This is a genomic window from Zhihengliuella sp., from assembly GCF_031178195.1.
Lineage (GTDB): Bacteria > Actinomycetota > Actinomycetes > Actinomycetales > Micrococcaceae > Zhihengliuella.
The window spans coordinates 1-20,170 of sequence record NZ_JAPSJL010000013.1 but is presented as its reverse complement, the minus strand read 5'-3'; the positions used below and the strand labels follow the sequence as shown (position 1 = coordinate 20,170).

17 protein-coding genes are annotated in these 20,170 nt (G+C 71.6%); 13 read left to right on the top strand and 4 right to left on the bottom strand.

Going from position 1 to position 20,170, the window contains the following annotated elements:
* Positions 1 to 38 precede the first annotated feature (38 nt).
* Positions 39 to 713 (bottom strand): YqaJ viral recombinase family protein, encoded by a 675-nt coding sequence (locus RIN46_RS14025; protein ID WP_309080886.1) that lies wholly within the window; start codon positions 711 to 713, stop codon positions 39 to 41.
* A gap of 97 nt (positions 714 to 810) precedes the next feature.
* Positions 811 to 1,953, bottom strand: coding sequence for a mechanosensitive ion channel domain-containing protein (locus tag RIN46_RS14020; protein ID WP_309080885.1), 1,143 nt, complete (start codon positions 1,951 to 1,953; stop codon positions 811 to 813).
* A 112-nt stretch (positions 1,954 to 2,065) separates the two neighbouring features.
* Here RIN46_RS14020 and RIN46_RS14015 point away from each other — a divergent pair, with 112 nt between their 5' ends.
* From RIN46_RS14015 to RIN46_RS13985, 7 genes are all read left to right on the top strand, one after another.
* Positions 2,066 to 3,049 carry a PhzF family phenazine biosynthesis protein gene (locus tag RIN46_RS14015; RefSeq protein WP_309080884.1) on the top strand — a complete coding sequence of 328 codons (984 nt, stop codon included), beginning with the start codon at positions 2,066 to 2,068 and terminating at the stop codon, positions 3,047 to 3,049.
* Positions 3,046 to 4,617, top strand: a complete 1,572-nt coding sequence (locus RIN46_RS14010; RefSeq protein WP_309080883.1) for a DHA2 family efflux MFS transporter permease subunit — start codon at positions 3,046 to 3,048, stop codon at positions 4,615 to 4,617. Before RIN46_RS14015 ends, RIN46_RS14010 begins: the two co-directional genes overlap by 4 nt.
* Complete coding sequence (locus tag RIN46_RS14005) at positions 4,614 to 5,459, top strand: helix-turn-helix domain-containing protein (protein WP_309080882.1); 846 nt, start codon at positions 4,614 to 4,616, stop codon at positions 5,457 to 5,459. The genes RIN46_RS14010 and RIN46_RS14005 overlap by 4 nt, the downstream gene beginning before the upstream one ends.
* A 152-nt stretch (positions 5,460 to 5,611) precedes the next feature.
* The gene (locus RIN46_RS14000; RefSeq protein WP_309080881.1) at positions 5,612 to 6,886 is read left to right on the top strand and encodes an acyl-CoA dehydrogenase family protein; all 1,275 of its coding nucleotides are present in this window, start codon (positions 5,612 to 5,614) and stop codon (positions 6,884 to 6,886) included.
* Between the two features lie 327 nt (positions 6,887 to 7,213).
* Positions 7,214 to 7,396 carry a hypothetical protein gene (locus RIN46_RS13995; protein ID WP_309080880.1) on the top strand — a complete coding sequence of 61 codons (183 nt, stop codon included), beginning with the start codon at positions 7,214 to 7,216 and terminating at the stop codon, positions 7,394 to 7,396.
* A gap of 439 nt (positions 7,397 to 7,835) precedes the next feature.
* Complete coding sequence (locus RIN46_RS13990) at positions 7,836 to 8,894, top strand: aldo/keto reductase (protein ID WP_309080879.1); 1,059 nt, start codon at positions 7,836 to 7,838, stop codon at positions 8,892 to 8,894.
* 165 nt (positions 8,895 to 9,059) lie between these two features.
* Positions 9,060 to 10,244: an AI-2E family transporter gene (locus RIN46_RS13985; RefSeq protein ID WP_309080878.1), complete on the top strand. Its 1,185-nt coding sequence runs from the start codon at positions 9,060 to 9,062 to the stop codon at positions 10,242 to 10,244.
* A 166-nt stretch (positions 10,245 to 10,410) separates the two neighbouring features.
* On the opposite strand, the gene RIN46_RS13980 is transcribed toward RIN46_RS13985, so the two are convergent.
* Positions 10,411 to 11,034, bottom strand: a complete 624-nt coding sequence (locus tag RIN46_RS13980) for a DUF305 domain-containing protein (RefSeq protein ID WP_309080877.1) — start codon at positions 11,032 to 11,034, stop codon at positions 10,411 to 10,413.
* Positions 11,035 to 11,283: 249 nt separating this feature from the next.
* Between RIN46_RS13980 and RIN46_RS13975 the strand changes: the two genes are divergently transcribed.
* The 6 genes from RIN46_RS13975 (at position 11,284) to RIN46_RS13950 (ending at position 18,455) form a co-directional block, all read left to right on the top strand.
* A complete protein-coding gene (locus RIN46_RS13975; protein WP_309080876.1) occupies positions 11,284 to 12,756 on the top strand; it encodes a hypothetical protein in 1,473 nt (490 codons plus the stop codon).
* Between the two features lie 224 nt (positions 12,757 to 12,980).
* A complete protein-coding gene (locus RIN46_RS13970; protein WP_309080875.1) occupies positions 12,981 to 14,105 on the top strand; it encodes a mandelate racemase/muconate lactonizing enzyme family protein in 1,125 nt (374 codons plus the stop codon).
* Between the two features lies 1 nt (position 14,106).
* A complete protein-coding gene (locus RIN46_RS13965; protein ID WP_309080874.1) occupies positions 14,107 to 14,790 on the top strand; it encodes an FCD domain-containing protein in 684 nt (227 codons plus the stop codon).
* Between the two features lie 50 nt (positions 14,791 to 14,840).
* Positions 14,841 to 15,734, top strand: coding sequence for a LysR substrate-binding domain-containing protein (locus RIN46_RS13960; protein ID WP_309080873.1), 894 nt, complete (start codon positions 14,841 to 14,843; stop codon positions 15,732 to 15,734).
* 146 nt (positions 15,735 to 15,880) lie between these two features.
* Entirely contained in the window at positions 15,881 to 16,828 is a 948-nt protein-coding gene (gene kdgD, locus RIN46_RS13955) for a 5-dehydro-4-deoxyglucarate dehydratase (RefSeq protein WP_309080872.1), read from the top strand.
* Positions 16,829 to 16,859: 31 nt separating this feature from the next.
* Entirely contained in the window at positions 16,860 to 18,455 is a 1,596-nt protein-coding gene (locus tag RIN46_RS13950; RefSeq protein WP_309080871.1) for an aldehyde dehydrogenase (NADP(+)), read from the top strand.
* Positions 18,456 to 18,605: 150 nt separating this feature from the next.
* On the opposite strand, the gene RIN46_RS13945 is transcribed toward RIN46_RS13950, so the two are convergent.
* The gene (locus RIN46_RS13945; RefSeq protein WP_309080870.1) at positions 18,606 to 19,889 is read right to left on the bottom strand and encodes an extracellular solute-binding protein; all 1,284 of its coding nucleotides are present in this window, start codon (positions 19,887 to 19,889) and stop codon (positions 18,606 to 18,608) included.
* Positions 19,890 to 20,170 lie beyond the last annotated feature (281 nt).

The following is a 20,170-nucleotide window of genomic DNA, read 5'->3' as shown; positions in this document are numbered from 1 at the left end:
GGCCCTGAGGCCGGTCCCGCGCGCGTGCGGCCCCGGCGTCAGTAGTTGAGCGCGGCGGGCCCGTAGTCGGCCCGGCGCGCGGCGTACTGCTGCATGGCGACGGTCCGCTGGTGCAGGAGGTCGATCAGCCGATTCGCGTTGCGGATGAGGTCGGCGATCTGCTCGTCGTCGCGGTCCACCCACTGGATCCGGGGTTCGTCGTGCAGCGGCCGGAAGTCCCGGTGCTCCTCCCAGACCATGAGCGTGCGCTCGGCGCCGATCACGTACTGCTGCCACCACACCTGGCGGAGGTAGTGGCGGGGGATGGAGCGCCAGACCTTGTTGGTGGTCTTGATCTCGGCGAGCTCGACGCGTCCGTCGGGTCGGATCGCGATGCCGTCCGGGGTCGCGAGGTGGCGGACCTCGGTCTCCGCGTGGAAGAGGAGGCTGCTCGGCTCGATCCCGTGGTGCCGCAGGACCCAGTCGGCGATTACGGGCTCCCGCGTGCGCCCGTACTCTGTGTACGGGTTCCCGGTGAATCCGGAGCCGCCGAGCTTCGCCGCGACGGCGGCCTCGATGCTGCGGGGCGTGGACAGCTTGGCGACGTCGGTCGCGGTGATGCCCCGGGTGCGAGCCCGCAGCCACGCCACCCGGTCGCTCGAGTCGGCCACCACGCGCCGCAGGCAGGGATGGGTCTCCCGCTGCTGGGGGGCGGAGGGCTGGTCGAACGGCACCGGTCCATTCTGCCCCATCGGCGGGTCAGGACCCGGTCAGCCGACGCCGCGTGGCCCGAACTCCCGATCCTCGGCCCCCGCCGTCAGGTTCAGACGGTCAGGCGCCACCCCCGCGGATCACCGGCTCGGGCAGCGCGTCCGGATGCTGCTGCTGCAGTGTCCGGAGCAGCTCCTCGCGCACACTGTTCTGCAGGTTCCACAGGTCGCCGGCATTGCGCGCGGTGAGCCAGATGAAGACGGTCATGAGCCCGCCCTTGGCATCGGAGACGGCGAGGCTCGCGTCGCGGCCGTCCCAGGCCTGGTCTGCGGCGACCGTCTCCTCCAGCCGCTTCCGGAGCAGGTCCACCGGCGCCTTCCAGGTGAGCTCGATCTCGATGCCGCCGGACACGTCGTCCGTCCCGCGCGAGAAGTTCCGGAACGGTGTGGTGGTGAAGTAGGTGGAGGGCAGGATCATGCGGGTGTCGTCGATCAGCTTCACGACGACGTAGGTCAGCGTGATCTCCTCGACGTTGCCGCGCGAGCCCTCCACGAGGACGGTGTCGTCCACGCGCAGCGCGTCCGTGAAGGCCAGCTGCAGTCCCGCGAACACGTTGGAGAGCGTCGACTGGACCGCCATGCCGGCGATCACCGAGATGAGGCCGGCGGAGGCCAGGATTCCGGCGCCGAGCGCCCGCACCTCGGGGATCAGGAGCAGGATGCCGGCGACGGCGAGCACCAGCACGGCCGCGACGACGACGCGCCGGAGCAGCGAGACCTGCGTCCGCAGCTTGGCCATGTGCCGCGCGTCGACGGACTGCTCGCTGCGGTACTTGGAGAGCAGGATCGACTCCACGAGGTGCAGCAGGACGGTCACCAGCCAGGCGAAGGCGGCGATCATCGTGGCCAGGAGCAGGAAGTCGGCCGAGCCGCGCCAGTCGGCCACCGGAGCGGTCACCGCGAACGAGCCCAGCGTGCCGACGCAGCTGAGCAGCAGGAACAGGGGCCAGCGGGCCCGCTTGATGTCGTCGCGCAGGAGCGGCCTGCGCCGCAGGACCCGGTTCACGACGGCGGCGCCGACCCAGGTGAGCACGAACGCGACGACGACTGCGATGCCGGCGCCGACCCACGGCTGGACGTAGGCGGGCAGACCGGCCACGACTTCCTCGGTCAGCTTGCCCATCCCCGGGTCCGGTTCGCCGAACCGGTCCGGATCGATGATCGGCTCATCTGTTGCGGGGGCAGTCGGGACGAAAGATCGCATGGTCCAAGCGTGGCATATCCGACTGCGGGGATGGACCGTGTCCGTGGCCGGATCCACGGTCATCTTGGGCCACGGTAGCCATTGCACGGGCCCCCTGTGCCACGATTCACCTATGGCTCTTGTCCCCTTCAAACAGGTCGACGTCTTCTCCACCGCGCCGTACCGCGGCAACGCGCTGGCCGTGGTGCTGGACGCATCCGGGCTGAGCACGCAGGACATGCAGGGCTTCGCCCGCTGGACCAACCTGGCCGAGACCACCTTCGTGCTCCCGCCGACCAGCCCCGGGGCCGACTACCGGGTGCGCATCTTCACCTCGACCACCGAGCTGCCCTTCGCCGGCCACCCCACGCTCGGCACGGCGCACGCCTGGCTGGAGGCGGGCGGACGGCCGGCGCGGCCCGGCGTCCTGGTCCAGGAGTGCGGCGCGGGCCTGATCGAGATCAGGATCGAGTCGACCGACGCGAGCCCGCGTCTGGCCCTGAAGGGGCCGGAATTCGTGCGCACCGGCCCGCTGGAGGACGACGTGCTGGATTGGGCGCTCTCCGCGCTCGGCCTGCGGGCGGACGACGTCGTGGCGCACCAGTGGCTCGTCAACGGGCCGCACTGGGCCGGGCTCCTGCTCAAGGACGCGGAGACCGTGCTGCGCATCGAGCCGGACTTCGCCGCGCTCGAGGGACTCGAGGTCGGGGTCATCGGCCCGTACTCCCGCCCAGGGGCCGAGCAGGTGCTCCGCCGGGATCCTGCCCGGGAGGCCGTCCGCCCGAGCGGTGCCCGGGCCGAGCTGGAGCCCCTTCCGGACACCGCGGCCATGGACCTCAGCGCCTTCGGCTCCGCGGTCGAGCAGGCCCCCGCCGACTACGAGGTCCGGGCCTTCTGCCCGGGTGAGGCCCTGCCCGAGGACCCCGTGACCGGAAGCCTCAATGCCGGGTTCGCCCGCTGGCTCATGACCGAGGGCCTGGCCGAGGACGCGTACTCCGTCCGGCAGGGCACCCGCGTGGGCCGGGCCGGGGACCTCTACCCGTACCGCGACGCCGAGGGCGTCTGGCTCGCGGGCCACTCGGTCACCTGCATCGACGGTTCCGTCCTGGTGCCGTGAACCCCGCTGCCCCCGACGCGGCCATCACGCAGGAGGACCGCGCCGCATGGCGCGCCCTCTGGGCGCTGGCCATCGGCTTCTTCATGATCCTGGTGGACTCGACGATCGTCACCACCGCCATGCCGGCGATCATGAGCGGCCTCGGAGCCGGCGTCTCGGGTGTCGTCTGGGTCCATAGCTCCTACCTGCTGGCGCTCGTGGTCCCCATGCTGATCACCGGGCGGCTAGGCGACCGCTACGGCCCCAAGAACCTCTACCTGGCCGGCCTGGCCGTCTTCACCCTGGCCTCGCTCGCGTGCGGGCTCGCCGGGGACCTGACCACTCTGGTGGTCGCCCGCGTGGCCCAGGGCCTGGGGGCCTCGCTGATGACCCCGCAGTCGATGACCTTCATCACCCGCCTGTTCCCCGCCCGGCGGCGCGGCGCGGCGATGGGCGTCTGGGGCGCCATCGCGGGCATCGCCTCGCTGGCGGGACCGTTGCTCGGCGGCGTCCTGACCGACTCCCTGGGCTGGGAGTGGATCTTCTTCGTCAACGTCCCCATCGGCGTCGTGACGTACTGGCGCGTGGTCGTCGCCGTCCCGACCCTCGAGACGCATGCGCGCACAGTCGACTGGCTCGGCGTCGGACTCTCCGCGGTGGGGATCCTGCTCCTGGTCTTCGGCCTGCAGGAGGCCGAGTCGTACGACTGGGGCCCGGTGGTCGGCTGGATCGGGATCTGGCATCTGATCACCGCCGGTGCCGTCATCATGGTGGTCTTCGTCCTCTGGCAGTCGGTGCAGCGCCGCTGGTGGCCGTGGCTCGACCCGCTGGTCCCGCTCGGCCTGTTCCGCGACCGCAACTTCACGCTCGCCACGGCCGCCGTCACCTGCATGGGCCTGGTGATCTACTGCCTGAACATCCCGATCATGTTCTACCTCCAGTCGGTGCGCGGGACGACGCCGACAGTCGCGGCCCTGCTGATCGCGCCCATGGCGGTGGTCGGCGCGCTGCTGGCCCGCTACGCGGGCTCCCTGGTGAACCGCCGCGACCCGCGGATCCAGGCAGCGCTGGGGTTCTTCTGCTTCGGCGGCTCCATCATCGGCTACGGCCTGGTCCTGCCGCTGGGAGTCCCCCTGCTCTGGCTGCTGCTCCCCGCCGCCCTGATGGGCGCTGGCAGCGCCTTCGTCTGGCCGGCGATCTCGCTCACCGCCACGCGGGACCTGGACCACTCGAACGCCGGCGCCGGCTCGGGCATCTACAACACGTCCCGCCAGCTCGGCGGCGTGGTCGGCTCCGCCCTCGTCGCGCTCCTGATGGAGGCCCGGATCTCCGCCAGCGTGGCGGACCAGGCCGCGGCGTCCGCGCCGGGAGACGGCACCGCGGCGGCAGCGCGCGGGGTCGGCGACCCGGGGGAGCTCCTCGCCGGCGCCATCCCACCCGAGCTCGCGGACGCGGTCGCCACGGGGCTCGGCCAGTCCCTGCTGCTCCCCGGCTGCGCCGCCCTGCTCGGCGGCGTCCTCGCGCTGGGCTTCCGGCACGTGCGCGACGACGAACGGGCGGAGGAGCGCGTGCTAGATTCGCCGTCATGACGGACTCCGCGATCCCGCAGGACGCGCTGCGCCTGCTGATCAGCGACGGATTCGAGGCGACGAGCGTGGACCAGCTCGCCACCGCCGCCGGCATGAGCCGCAGTACCTTCTTCCGCCGCTACGGCTCCAAGGAGGGCATGGTCTTCGCCGACCTCGACGGGATCCTGGCCGCCGTCGAGCACGGCCTCGCGCCGCTGCGCGAGCGCGCCGAGCCCGTGCCCGCTGACGGCGCGGCTGCGGGATCTCGCCCGGAGGACCTCGCGGAAAGAGATCGCTCCGCGGCACCTGACGCCGGGATCCTCGAGACGCTCCTCACCACGGCCCTCTCCGTCTTCGACCACCACACCGGCCACGCCGAGGTCTCCCGCCTGCGCCACCGGCTCCTGTCCGCCGTCCCGGCCCTGCGCGACCGCGAGCTGGTCAGCACCCACCGCTACGAGCGCGCCTTCCGCCGTGCCCTGCGCCCGCTCCTGGACGACGACGCGACGTCGGCCGCCCTCGCCGCAGCCATCGTCGCGGTCCACAACACGCGGCTGCGGCAGTGGCTGCGTTCCGAGGACCAGGCGGCCGCGGCGACCGCAGCCGCGCGCGCGAGCCTCGAGTCGGACCTGCGCCGCGTCGTCGGGCAGCTGCTGCGCATCCCGTCCGCAGCCGGCGGCCCCGGCGAAGGCACCACCGGCGGGACGCCCGGATCCTCGCCGGGCCCGCGCCGCCCGGCCGGCGTCGTCGTCACCGTCCTGGAGGCCGCGCCCGACGGGAGCCTGGACGAGGCGGCCGTGCTGGACGCCGTCCGGGCCCAGCTGCGCGACCGCCCCGTCCCTCCGACGGCGCAGGCGGAGTGATGGCCCCCGACCCGCAGGAACCCCGGCTCGACACGAGCGACCCGGCTCGGCGAAACGGGATGAAACTCAGTTCCTTGACCTGGAACTGAGTTTCATCGATAGTGGTCTCACCACGTCCGCCGCCGCGCGCGGCCTCCGCAGAGGGAGCACCCATGAACCCCGAGACCCACTCCGCCCCGTCGCCCGCCCCGGAGGCTGACTCCTTCCCGCACGGCGTGGAGGCGCCGTCGTACGAGGTCTGGGGCGACGTGGAGGTCGACCCGGCCGGCGTCTTCGCCGACGTGCCGGATGCCGACCGCGCGTACTGGTCCCGCGCCCGGGACTTCGGCCTGAACGACGTCCGCCCGGTGATCGACGACTACTGGAACCGCGCCGACTACCCGCTGCACCTGGGGCGCCGCCTGGGTGCGCTCGACCTGCTGCGCGACGGCGTCGAGGTCGAGGGATTCGCACCGATGAGCACGCTCGCGGCGGGCCTGGTGAACATGGAGCTCTCCCGCGCCGACGGCTCGGTGGGCACCATCTGCGGCGTGCAGGGCGGCCTCGCGCTCCGCTCGGTGGCGTACTGCGGCTCGGCGGAGCAGATCGCGCACTGGGTGCCGCGGCTCGCCCGCGCCGAGGTGTGGGGCGCCTTCGCCCTGACGGAGCCCGCGCACGGCTCCGACTCGGTGTCCCTCGAGACCCGGGCCACGCGGGTCGAGGGCGGCTACCGGCTCAGCGGGGAGAAGAAGTGGATCGGCAACGCCTCGCTCGCGGACACCCCCGAGGGCGGCGTCACGGTGGTCTGGGCGCGGACCGAGGACGACGGCGCGGTGCGCGGCTTCCTCGTGGAGCAGCAGTGGGAGGGCTACACCGCGACGACGATCGAGAACAAGCTCAGTCTGCGCGCCATCTGGCAGGCGCACGTCCGCATGGAGGACGTGTTCGTCCCGGACACGCACGTCCTCCCCGGGGCGGGCAGCTTCAAGGACACGGCCCGGGTGCTCTTCGCGACGCGCCTCGGCGTGGCCTGGTCCGCCGTCGGGCACGCCACGGCCTGCTACGAGACGGCGGTCCAGTACGCGCAGCAGCGGGTGCAGTTCGGCCGGCCGCTGGCGGCCAGCCAGATCGTCCAGGAGCGGCTGGCCCGGATGCAGTCCGAGCTGGTGACCCTGCAGCTGATGGTGCGGCACATGACGGCCCGCGCGGACGCCGGCTCCCTGACGCCCGAGCAGGCATCGCTGGCCAAGTACACCTGCACCCGGACGGCCCGCGCGATCGCCGCGAACGCCCGCGACCTCCTGGGCGGGAACGGCATCCTGCTGGAGCACCGGGTGGCGCGACACCTCGCGGACATCGAGGCGATCCACACATACGAGGGCACCGAGACAGTCCAGGCGCTGATCATCGGCCGCTCAATCACCGGGCGCTCGGCGTTCGCCGTCTGAGATTCCCACCGCGCTGACACTCGCTTCACAGGACGGCCCAAGGTCCGCTTCCTACAGTGGAATCACCTCATGAAGGTGCGAGTGATGAGAGCACCGGTCGGACCAACGGTTTCCCCCAACCGCCGACCGGTGCCTCTGCGTTTAACGGGTGAGCATCCACGCTGCGGGGCCCGTCCGAGCCCCCGGAGCGCGCCCCTGCGCCCGACGGCCGCCCGGAGCTGGACGGTCACTGGGAGGTTGCTCAAAGCAGTGCCATCGGCGGCCGGTCCTCTGGCCAAGCGGCGCATCTGGACGCAGACTGGAGTCACCAATGGAGAGGAGACACCCGTGAGCAACAGTGCACCCGGTACGAACCCACAGGACCTCGATCGGAACGACGTGAACGCGAAGTCCGAGGACGATCCGGTGCAGGTCCCCGACGAGGAGCTGAAGCACCAGCACGACGAGCAGCTCGTCGAGGAGTGGTCCGACGAGTCGTTCCCGGGCTCCGATCCACCCTCCAACTACTGATCCGCCGGGGCTCGGTCGGCGAAAGCCGCTCGAGCCCCGGCGCGTGCGACGGCGGACGGGCCGGCCCACCGGGGCCGGCCCGTCCCTTTCTGCGCTGTTTCTGCGCTGCTTCTCCGGCGTGTCGCCGGCCGGCAGCGAGGCGCCGGCGGCAGTCCCGAGGCCACAGGGCACTCCGACCTGATGTTCAGCCCGTTCCAAGAAACGCATCCTAGGCTGGTTCCACCTTCTCAAGGTGCGAGTGATCACGAAGCACCGGTCGAATGCGGTTTTATCGCCTCCTTGTCCGCATCCGGCCGGTGCTTCTCTCATGTCCGGTGGCAGAATGCGCCCAGGGGCCGGTTGCGACAGCACCGGCCCGCGGGCCCGCTCCCGGCGGCCCCGCCGACGTCCGCCCCAGGGCGGACGACACACAGTGACCCCATACTTCGAGGAGTTCCCCGTGGAAGAGTTCCGTTGTGACCGCGTCGTCGAGACGCACCGCCCCTACGTCGCCGCCGAGGACCGCTACGACGCGATCGGGTACCGCGCCGTCGGGCGCTCCGGCCTGATGCTCCCGCCGTTGAGCCTGGGCCTCTGGTGGAACTTCGGCGACAACCGCCCCTTCGATCTCCAGCGCGAGATCCTCCGGCATGCGTTCGACCACGGCATCATCCACTTCGACCTGGCGAACAACTACGGTCCGCCCTTCGGCAGCGCGGAGGAGAACTTCGGCCGCATGGTGGCCAAGGACTTCGCGCCGTACCGCGACGAGCTCGTCGTCTCCTCGAAGGCCGGCTGGGACATGTGGCCCGGCCCGTACGGAAGCCGCGGCTCCCGCAAGTACCTCCTCGCCTCGGCCGAGGCCTCGCTGAAACGCATGAACCTCGAGTACGTCGACATCTTCTACTCCCACCGCCCCTCCCCCGAGATCCCGATCGAGGAGACCATCGGGGCCCTCGACACGCTGGTGCGCCAGGGCAAGGCCCTCTACGTCGGCATCTCCTCCTACTCCGCCGAGCGCACCGCCGAGGCGTCGCGGGTCGCCCGCGACCTCGGCACGCCGCTCGTCATCCACCAGCCCTCCTACTCGCTGCTGAACCGCTGGGTCGAGGACGGCCTGCTCGAGACCCTGGAGCGGGAGGGCATGGGCTCCATCGCGTTCACCCCGCTGGCCCAGGGCCTCCTGACCAGCAAGTACCTCACGGACGAGAACGCGACCCCGAGCGGCGGCCGCACCTCCCTGCGCGGACTGACGCCGGAGAACCTCTCGATCGTCCGCAACCTCGCCCGGGTCGCCGAGGAGCGCGGCCAGACGCTCGCGCAGATGGCGCTCGCGTGGCTGCTACGCGACGGCGGGGCGACCTCGGTCCTGATCGGCGCGTCGTCGACGGCGCAGCTCGACGAGAATCTCGGCGCCCTCGACGCGTCCCCGTTCTCCGACGAAGAGCTGCACCTGATCGACCGGATCACGTCCGGGGAGACCGGCGTCGACCTCTGGCGCGGCCAGGCCGAGGCCTGAGCCGACGGGCCGTCCCGGCGGGCGCACTCCGCCGGGACGGCCGCTCGGCCCGGGGCCTACCGGCTTCCGGGCTCCCGCCGCTGTAGCCTGAACACAGTTTCGTCCATCCGCAGGTCCTCCCCGAACGGAGGGGACCGAGAATGCGCCACCCCACGAAGGAGCGTCATGCCCATGGGACTCTTCCGCCGTCGTCGTCTGGAGGCAACGAGCAGGCCGCCGGTGTCCCGCCCGGCCGCGCGGACCCACTCGGATCGCGTCGCCCGCATGTGGGGCGACTTCCTCGGCTCGGCGGCGACGCGTTCCGCCCAGGTCCTGCTGGTGCTGGCGATCATCGCGGTCATCGTGTGGGGCTCGCGGATCGTCAGTCTGGCGGTGCTGCCCCTGCTGATCGCCCTCATCCTGGCGTGCGCCCTGTGGCCGCTGGTGGCGCGGCTGCGCAGGGTCATGAGCCCGCTGCTCGCCGCGTGGACCGTCTTCCTCGGCTCGATCGTGGTGCTCGGCGGCCTCGGCTGGGGCCTGGTGGTCTCGGTGATGAGCGAGTGGCCGCGGCTCGTCGATCAGGCGGTGCAGGGCTTCACGCAGCTGCAGTCCACCGTCCAGGACATCTCCCGGAATCTGCCGTTCGATGTCAGCCAGGACCAGTTCAACACCGCGCTGAACGACTCGGTGAACACCGTCGCAGACTGGCTGACGAGCAGTCAGTTCGGCGCCGGCGCCCTGAGCGGGATCACGGCGGCGGGCTCCTTCCTCACCGGCACTGTCCTGCTCCTGGTCATCCTGTTCTTCTTCCTGAAGGACGGGGACAAGATCTGGGGCTTCTTCCTGTCCTGGATGCCGGACGCGCACCTGCCCAAGTGGCGGGCCTCCGGCGACGAGGCGCTGGACACCTTCGGGGGCTACATCCGCGGGACGGCGATCATCGCCGCCGTCGACGCCGTCGGCATCGGCCTCGCCCTGCTGCTCCTGGGCGTCCCGCTGGCGCTGCCGCTGGCCGTCATCGTGTTCCTGGCCTCGTTCATCCCGATGGTCGGTGCGACGGTCGCCGGCGTGCTGGCCACCCTCGTGGCACTCGTGGCCAACGGGTGGGTCGTCGCCCTGATCGTGCTGGGCGTGGTCATCCTGGTCAACCAGCTCGAGGGCAACTTCCTGCAGCCGATCGTCATGGCCCACACGCTGAGCCTGCACCCGCTCGTCATCCTGCTCGCCCTGACGATGGGCACCGTGGTGAGCGGCCTGATCGGCGCGATCCTCGCCGTGCCGCTGACGGCCGCGAGCTGGGCGATCATCAAGGTGTGGTCCGGACGGTCACATCCGGAGCTGCACAGCCCGGAGCCCGTCAGCGAACGCTGACCCGGCCTCCCACCGGCGCCTACGCCGGGTCGGCGAGCGCGGAGCCTCCGGCCGAACTGGTCGCCGCGCTCGCCGAGCGGCCCGCGGCCTGGGGCCTGCGGGATCTACGAGGAGCTCAACGCCGCGGGCCCGCCTGGCCCACCCGGGTGACGGGTCGCGACGCTGGTCACTCCGGGAGCGCGGCGAGCAGATCCTGCATGCGTGCGATCTCGGCCGACTGGCCGGAAGCGATGTGGGCTGCCAGTTCCTGCGTGGTCAGGTCGATCCCCTCGACCTGGACCTCGTGGCACATAGTCAGCGCGCCGCGATGGTGCTTGATCATCCCCTCGAGGAACAGCCGGTCGAACGCGGTCCCCTCCGCCGCCGCGAGCGCGGCCATCTCCTCCTCGGTCAGCGTGCCCTCCATGGGCGCGCCGTCGTGGTGGCCGTGGTGGCCGGAGTCCGTGCCGCCGGCCTCCGGCGGGACCTCCAGCCCGCGGGCCGTGAGCCACTCCGCCATGTAGTCGATCTCCGCGCCCTGCTCCAGGTGCATGCGGGACGCGAGGCTCTTGAGCTGCTCGGACTGCGCCCGGTCGGGGACCAGCGCGGTCATCTCCACGGCCTGGGCGTGGTGCGGGATCATCATCGCCATGAAGTGGGCGTCGGCCTCATTCCACTGGTCGGACCCGGCATCCTCGGGGAGGTCCTCCGGCGAGCCCGTCTCCCCCTCCTCCCCCGGCGCACCGGGCATGACCACCGCGGGCGAGGAGGCCGGAGCCTCCGACTTCTTGGGACCCTTGCCGGTGGTCACGGCCGCGCTCGCCGAGCAGGAAACGAGCGCGAGTGTCAGAAGGCAGGCCGCGCCGCCAGCGACGAGGCGACGGCGGCGCGGACTCTCGCTTTGCTTGAAGATTGAACGATGACTAGGGGTAGCGCGATCCACGTCTGGGTCCTCTCGTGCGGGCGGTCATGACCGAACGAACTGTTCCGAAAAGTTCTGGACGAATGGCCGTTCACCCGACAGACTACAGACACCCGACCTAGGAGGTGAAGACGCACGATGCGTCTATCCCAACAGAACCGCCCGAGGGGCCGATCGGCGATCGGAGCGGCCGCGGCCGTGCTGCTCGCCGGCTCGGCCCTCTTCGCCGCCGCCCCCGCCTCGGCCGTGCCCGCTGACGACGATGCACTCGTCCCCGACAACGCGTTCGCGGAGGATGCCTTCGCCGAGCAGCTCTCCGCCCCGGACGTCACCGCCGCGACCTCCGCTCCCGATGTGGCCCCCGGCGACGTGGCCAGCCACAACATGGAGCACCTCAGCAACGTCCCGCGCAAGGGCGCGCTCCAGGGCACGGGCTCGGACATCGCGTTCCAGGGCGACTACGCCTACGCCGGCAACTACGACGGCTTCACGGTCTACGACCTGTCCGATCCGGCCCAGCCCCGCACCGTCGTCGAGGTCTACTGCCCCGGCGCCCAGAACGATGTCTCGGTCTACGGCGACCTGCTCGTCACTTCGGTGGACGCCCGCATGGCGGACTCGTCCTGCGGCAGCGAGCGGACCTCGGACACCCAGAACTACTGGGAGGGCATCCGCGTCTTCGACATCAGCGACCCGGCCGCCCCGAAGTACGTCAAGGCCGTCGAGACCAAGTGCGGCTCCCACACGAACTCCATGGCGCCGACGAAGAACGGCAAGGATCTCTACGTCTACGTCTCGTCGTACTCCCCCAATGAGGCCCTGGCCAACTGCCAACCGCCGCACGACCTGATCTCGGTGGTCAAGATCCCGACGGCCGACCCGGCCTCGGCCGCCGTCGTCTCCGAGCCGTCGCTCTTCCCCGACGGCGGCTACGAGGGCGACGACCGCGGCAACGCGAGCGCCACGTCCGGCTGCCACGACATCACCACCTACGTGGAGAAGGACCTCGCCGCCGGCGCCTGTATGGGCGACGGCATCCTGATGGACATCTCCGACCGCGAGAACCCCAAGGTGATCGACCGCGTGCGCGACACCGAGAACTTCGCCTTCTGGCACTCGGCGACCTTCAACAACGACGCCAGCAAGGTGGTCTTCACCGACGAGCTCGGCGGCGGCGGCTGGGCCACCTGCACCGAGGAGTTCGGCCCCGAGCTCGGCGCCAACGCGATCTACGACATCGCCGGTGGCGAGATGGAGTTCGGCTCCTACTACAAGATCCCGCGGATGAACACCGAGAACGAGAACTGCGTGGCCCACAACGGCTCGCTGATCTCGGTCAAGGGCCGCGACCTCATGGTGCAGTCCTGGTACCAGGGCGGCACCTCGGTCTTCGATTTCACGGACTCGAAGAACCCGAAGGAGGTCGCGTGGTTCGACCGCGGCGAGGGCCTGAGCGACGGAGGCACCTGGTCGTCGTACTACTACAACGGCTACGTGTACTCGAACGACCTGGCACTCGGCTTCGACACGTTCAAGCTGGACCCGTCGATCGACGGCAAGGCGAAGAAGAACCTGAAGGAGCTCAACCCGCAGGCGCAGCAGCGCTTCTAGGCCTGCGGAGCCTCACGGGGTGAGGAGCACGACGGCGGCGGGTCCCTCCACGGGGCCCGCCGCCGTCCCTCTCCGCAGCTCGCCGTCGCGCGCCCGCACCTGCGGGCGCGGCACCGCCGCTCCCCCGCGCCGCACCATGCTCCCGGGGCACCCCGTCATGCCGATCCGGACCGAGTGCCCCCTGCCTCTTGTCCGACAAATCGCCGACTTGCAGGATTGCCTGCATGACCCACGACACCGTCCGCCAGGTGCGGCTCTCCACCGCCACGCTCCCGCTCGCCGCCCCGGTCTCCGACGCCAAGGTCTTCACCGGCCGGCAGCGCCCGATGACCGAGGTGGTCTTCCTCTTCGCCGAGATCCTCACGGCAGAGGGGCACCGGGGGCTCGGCTTCTCCTACTCCAAGCGCGCCGGCGGGCCCGCGCAGTACGCCCACGCCAAGGAGGTCGGCGCACTGGTGCTCGGCGAGGACCCGAGCGACATCGGCCGCATCAACACCAAGCTGCTCTGGGCGGGCGCCTCGGTGGGCCGCTCAGGAGTGGCCACGCAGGCACTGGCCGCCGTCGACGTCGCACTCTGGGACCTGAAGGCCAAGCGCGCCGGGCTCCCCCTGGCGAAACTCCTCGGGGCGCACCGCGACTCGGTGCGGACCTACAACACCTCCGGCGGTTTCCTCCACGCCGGCATCGACGAGATCAAGGACCGTGCCACCCGCTCGCTGGCCGACGGCATCGGCGGCATCAAGATCAAGGTGGGCCTGCCGGACACCGCCGAGGACCTGCGCCGCGTGACGGCGATCCGGGAGCACCTCGGCGACGGCGTCCCGCTCATGGTGGACGCCAACCAGCAGTGGGACCGCGCCACGGCCCTGCGCATGGGCCGCCGACTGGAGGAGTTCGACCTGATCTGGATCGAGGAGCCCCTGGACGCGTACGACGCCGAGGGTCACGCCGCCCTGGCCGCCGCTCTGGACACGCCGATCGCCACGGGCGAGATGCTGGCCTCCGTCGCCGAGCACGAGCGGCTCATCGCCGCCCGCGCGTGCGACGTGATCCAACCCGACGCGCCCCGCGTCGGCGGGATCACGCAGTTCCTGCGACTCGCGACGCTCGCCGACCATGCCGGGCTGGACCTGGCCCCGCACTTCGCCATGGAGATCCACCTGCACCTGGCGGCCGCGTACCCGCGCGAACCGTGGGTGGAGCACTTCGACTGGCTGGACCCGCTGTTCAATGAGCGACTCGAGACCCGTGACGGCCGGATGCTGGTGCCGGACCGGCCAGGGCTCGGCATCACGCTGTCGGACCAGGCGCGGGCCTGGACCACCGACTCGGTCGAGTTCGGGGCCTGACATGGCCACCCGGACCGACGCGCTGACGGCGCACCTGCGCGCACAGATCGTCGACGGCACCCTTCCGCCGGGGACGCGGTTGCCGAGCGAGTCCGGGCTGATGGCCGAGCACGGCGTGGGGCGGTCGGCGGTCCGCGAGTCGCTGACCCGGCTGCAGGCCGAGGGGCTGGTCCACACGCGCCGGGGCGCGGGGAGCTTCGTCCTCGCCCCGCCGCCGGACCCGGCGGACACCCCGGGGATCCGCCCGGTGCGGACGCTCGAGGACCGGGCGCACCTGCTGGGGTTCCGGCTCGCCCTCGAGCCCGAGGCCGCGGCCCTGGCCGCGGGACACAGAACGGACGCGGACCTGGCCGACCTGGCCCACCACCTGGACCGACTCGACGCGGCCGCCGACCGCCCGGCCGAGGCCCTCGGCAGCGACTTCGCGTTCCACCTGGGCATCGCCCGGGCCTCCGGCAATCCGTACCTGGCCGACGCCATCGCCGCACTGGGGCCGCTCATGATCGCCATGCCGCGCGCCCGCCTGGCCGGCGCCGGGACGAGTACCCCCGCACAGGTTCACGCGGAGCACCTCGAGATCCTCGAGTGCCTGACCGGCGGGGACGCGGCCGGCGCGGCCGCCGCCATGCGGGTGCATCTGACCGCGTCGCGGCGACGGCTGTCCGCGGCGGGTCGCCACCCGTAGGATGGCCCATCTGAGCATTCGTCGGTTCACTTCGATACCCCGGGAGCATCGTGTTCACACTGGACCAAGTCCGCAGCTTCGTCGCCGTGGCGGAGGAGCTGCACTTCGGCCGCGCCGCCGAGCGACTCAACATGACCCAGCCCCCGCTGAGCCGGCAGATCCAGAAGCTCGAGCGGTCGATCGGCACGCTACTGCTCGAGCGCGACAACCGGTCCGTGGCCCTGACCGCCGCCGGGCAGGCCTTCCTGACGGACGCCCGCCGGCTGCTGACGACGGCCGAGCAGGCGCCGACGACGGCGCGGCGCATCGCGCAGGGCCAGGCCGGCCTGCTGCGCATCGGCTTCACCGCCACATCCGGCTTCAGCGTCCTCGGCGCCCTGCTGACGGGACTGGCCGAGGCGCTGCCCGACGTCGACGTCGACCTGCAGGAGATGGTCACCTCCGAGCAGACGCAGGCCCTGCTCGGCGGTGAGCTGGACGTAGGACTGGCCCGTCCGCCGTTCGACGCCGCGGACTTCGAGTCCCGCCTGCTGCTGGCCGAGTCGCTCCTGCTGGCCGTCCCCTCCGGGCACCCACTGCTGGCGACCGAGCGGCCGGTCTCCGCACAAGACCTGCGCGGCCAGCCGCTGATCATGCACTCCCCCACCAAGGCCCGCTACTTCTACGACCTGGCGGTCCGGCACATGCCGGTGGAGCACGGCAACGTGGTGCACTCGGTCAGCCAGATCCTGACCATGGTGTCGCTGGTCGCCGCCGGCCGCGGCGTGGCCTTCGTCCCGGAGTCCGCCCGCAGGCTCGGCATCGCCGGCGTCGAGTACGTGCCGCTGTCCTCCGCGGACGGCGAGGCGGTCGAGCTCCACGCGATCTGGCACCGGGGCACGCGGAACCCGGCAGTCGCCCGGCTGGCCGAGTACCTGGACGCCGGGGAGCCGTCGTCGGCGTAGAACGCATGGCCCGGTACGGCCTCGATGCACGGAGGGCATCAGATCATCCAATTTCGGGCTTGGACAGGTATTGAATCCGTTCCTAGGCTCGCACTGACACCCCGCGTGCACCGCACGCCCACTCCGCGCGATCAAGGACGGTAGCCGTGCCCCAGTTTGCCCCGCAGGAACTCGCCGACCAGCTCAAGGACGGGCTGCTCTCCTTCCCGGTGACCACGTTCGACGCCGACCTGCGGGTCGACGAGGCCGCGTACCGCCGCCATCTGGACTGGCAGGCGAGCCACGGCGTGGCCGGGCTGTTCGCCGCGGGCGGCACGGGCGAGGGCTTCAGCCTCACACCCACCGAGTCGGCCCGCGTGGTCGAGCTGGCCGTCGACGTCGCCGGGGACCGGGTCCCGGTCCTGGCCTCGGCCGGCGGCTCGACGGCGCAGGCCGTCGAGAACGCGCGTGCGGCCGAGGCCGCCGGCGCGGAGGGCCTCCTCCTGCTGCCGCCGTACCTGACCGAGTGCGACCAGGAGGGGCTGCTGGCCCACGTGGACGCCGTGTGCTCGGCCACGGGCATCGGAGTCATCGTCTACAACCGGGCGAATGCGATCTACAGCGCCGAGACCGTGATCCGACTGGCGGAGCGGCACCCGAACTTCATCGGTTTCAAGGACGCCACCGGCGACATCGAGGCGGTCACCCGCGTCGTCGCCCGCGCCGGCGACCGACTCTTCTACCTCGGCGGCCTGCCGACGGCCGAGACCTTCGCCCTGCCGATGCTCCAGCTCGGGATGAGCACCTACTCCTCGGCCATGTACAACTTCGTCCCGGAGTTCGCGCTCGAGTTCTACGGCGACGTGCGCCGCCAGGACCGCGCCGCCGTGACGGAGAAGCTGAATCGGTTCGTCCTGCCGTACCTGGACATCCGGGACCGAGTGAAGGGCTACGGCGTCTCGATCGTCAAGGGCGGCCTGAAGGCCGTCGGCCGCGACGCCGGCAGCGTCCGCCCGCCCCTGCAGGACCTCACCGAACGGGACGTCGCGGACCTGACGGCCCTGATCGACGCCGCCGGCATCCGCCCCGCCGACGCCGCGCTCGCCACCGCCTGACCCAGACAGCACCACCAAGCAAGGGAGCACCATGACCAGCACAGCTACCGCACTCGCCGGGCATTCGCTCATCAACGGGGCCCCGGTCGAGGGCCGAGGCGAGACCACCGTCGCCGTCGACCCGGCGACCAACGAGTCGCTCGAGCCCGCCTACACGCTCGTCGATACCGAGCAGCTCGGCGCGGCCACCCGCGCTGCCGCGGACGCGTTCGACTCGTTCCGGGCATTGGACCCGGAGACCCACGCGGCCTTCCTCGAGCGCATCGCCGAGAACATCGAGGCCGCCGGCGAGGAGATCGTCGCCCGCGCCATGGCCGAGACCGGCCTGCCCGAGGCGCGCCTCACCGGCGAGCGCGGGCGCACCGCCAACCAGCTGCGGCTCTTCGCCGCCGTCGTGCGCCAGGGGGATCATCGCGGCGCCCGCATCGACCCGGCCCTTCCCGAGCGGACGCCGCTGCCGCGGGCCGACATCCGCCAGCGCATGATCCCGCTGGGGCCGGTCGCCGTCTTCGGCGCCAGCAACTTCCCCCTGGCCTTCTCCACGGCCGGCGGCGACACTGCATCCGCACTCGCGGCGGGCTGCCCCGTCGTGTTCAAAGCGCACAACGCCCACCCCGGCACCAGCGAGCTGGTGGGCCGCGCGATCGTCGACGCAGTCCGCGACTTCGATCTCCACCCCGGCGTCTTCTCGCTGGTCTACGGGCCGGGCTCGACGATCGGGCAGGCGCTCGTCGCCGATCCGGCCATCAAAGCGGTCGGATTCACCGGCTCCCGCTCCGCCGGCACGGCGCTCATGCGGACCGCCGCAGCGCGGCCCGAGCCCATCCCGGTGTACGCGGAGATGAGCTCGATCAACCCCGTCTTCTTCTTCGACGGGGCGCTGCAGGGCGACCTGGACGCGCTCGCGACGGCCTACCTCCGCTCCGTCACCGGGTCGAGCGGGCAGCTCTGCACGGCGCCCGGCCTCGTCTTCGTCCCGGCCGGCGATGCCGGAGACGCCTTCGTCGCCGCCGTCGGCCGTGCGGCGGCGGCCTGCACCGGACAGACCATGCTGACGCGCGGCATCTGCGGATCCTGGCAGTCCGGCGTCGAGGCCCTCGCCGGGCAGGACGGCGTCGACGTCGTCGGCCGGGGCACGGACGGCGCGACCCGGAACGCCCCCGCGCCCGTCGTCCTCGGCACCGACGCCGCGACCTTCCTGACGAACCCGGTGCTGCACGAGGAGATCTTCGGCGCCGCGTCGCTCGTCGTCCGGTACGACGACGCCGAGCAGCTGCGGGAGGCGGCCGAGCGGCTCGAGGGCCAGCTGACCACCACGCTGCACCTGACCGACGCCGACCGGGAGGCCGCCCGCGGGCTCCTCCCCGTCCTGGAGCGCAAGGCCGGCCGCATCCTCGCCAATGGCTGGCCCACCGGCGTCGAGGTCGGCCACGCCATGGTGCACGGCGGCCCGTTCCCGGCCACCTCGGACAGCCGGACGACGTCGGTCGGGAGCCTCGCGATCGAGCGCTTCCTCCGCCCCGTGGCGTACCAGAACCTGCCCGACGCACTCCTGCCGGCGGACCTGCAGGAGGCCAACCCGCGCCGCCTGAACCGTCGGATCGACGGGAGTCCGACTCCCGCCTGACGGGACCCCGCGCGGGTCACGGTGGCGGGTTCCCGTCCGGCGGTGAACCATCGCACGGAGTCCGACGGCACCGACTCGCCACGAGGAAGGTCCTCCCGCCCAGTGGGCGAGAGGACCTTCCTCGTGGCGGTGACCCTCGCCTCAGGCGGGTCAGGAGGCGATGGCCTGCTCCATCTCCCCGATCATGGCCCCGGCGGCCTCCTCGGGCGACTGGCGCCCGAAGTAGACCTCGGTCTCGTAGCGGAAGACGATGTTCTGCAGCTCGGAGAAGCCCTGCGGCGGAATGGGCTCCGAGGGGCCGAGCTCCGGCTCGATCTCCTCGACGAACTCGGCGGAGACCTTGTCCGGGCCCTCGAGCTCCGCCATGACCGCCTCGCGGACCTCGCTGTTGGCGGGGACGCCGCGCTCGGTGCCGCCGATCAGGCCGGCCTCGACGTTGTTCACGAAGAAGTCGATGAACTGCTGCGCCTCCTCCGGGTGCTCCGTCTGACCGGAGGCCGAGAGCAGCATCGAGGCCTTGTAGAAGAGGCCCGCGTCCTCGGCGTTGCCGGTCGGCGACGGGAAGCGCAGCGGCTGGATGTCGGCCCCGGAGGCGGAGGCGATCGTGCTGACCTGGTTGGTCCAGTACTGCGCCATGGCCGACTGACCGGTGCCCATGAGCGACTGGTCGACGCTCACGGTCTGGTCGGCGGAGAGCATCGAGGCCTCGGGGTAGGAGCCGGACTCCATCAGGCCCAGGTGGTGCTGGAGGTACTCGGCGGCGTCCGCCTGGTCGAAGCCGAGCGTCCCCTCCTCCGTGGTGAGGGCCTTGCCCTGCTGACGCAGCCAGACCTGCAGGCCGAGCGGCTCCGACGGGCCGGAGGATCCGTACTTGCCGTCCGTGGCCTCGGAGATCTGCTGCGAGATCTCGGCGTAGTCGTCCCAGGTCCACGTCGTGTCGTCCGGCAGCGCGACGCCGGCTTCCTCGAACACGGCCGGGTTCGCCAGGATGGTCGGCGAGTTGACGCCGGTGGTGATGCCGAAGAGCCCCTCCTCGGTCCGCCCGTTGTCGACGGCGCTCTCGTCGAACTTGGAGACATCGACCCCTGAGAGGTCCAGCAGGGCACCGCGGTCGGCATACTCGCGGAGGTACTGCGAATCCATCTGGATGACGTCCGGCGCATCGCCGGCGGCGGTCTGCGTCGCGAGCCGGTCCCAGTAGCCGTTCCAGTCGGAGTAGGAGCCCACGACGTCGATGTCCGGGTTCTGCTCCTCGAAGGCCGCGATGATCTCCTCGGTCAGCTCCGACCGGTCATCCGAGCCCCACCAGGCGAAGGTCAGGCGGACCTTGCCATCCTCGCTCTCGCCACCGCCGCCGCACGCCGTGAGCGCCAGCGCCGACACGGCGGCGACTGCCACCGCCTGGGCGAGCCGCTTCTTGTCCTTGGTCCCCATCGTTGTTCCTCCTCGCAGTGCTGCGGCCGTCGTCAGGCCGGCGCTCCAGCAGTCTGTAACGTTTCACTTCCCGGCAATCGTCACGGGAATCCGCTTTCCGTGATGCTCACCACATCCTAGCGCGTCCGCGGCCGATGAGGAAGGGCCGCCCCCGAGGGGCACGAGCGGCCGGGAGGGGGTGGATGATCCACCCCCTCCCGGCCGGAGGGATCGTGCGAGCGTGGGATCAGCCGATCGCCGTCGCCATCTCCTGATGGGCCTTCTCCGCCGCCTCCGCGGGG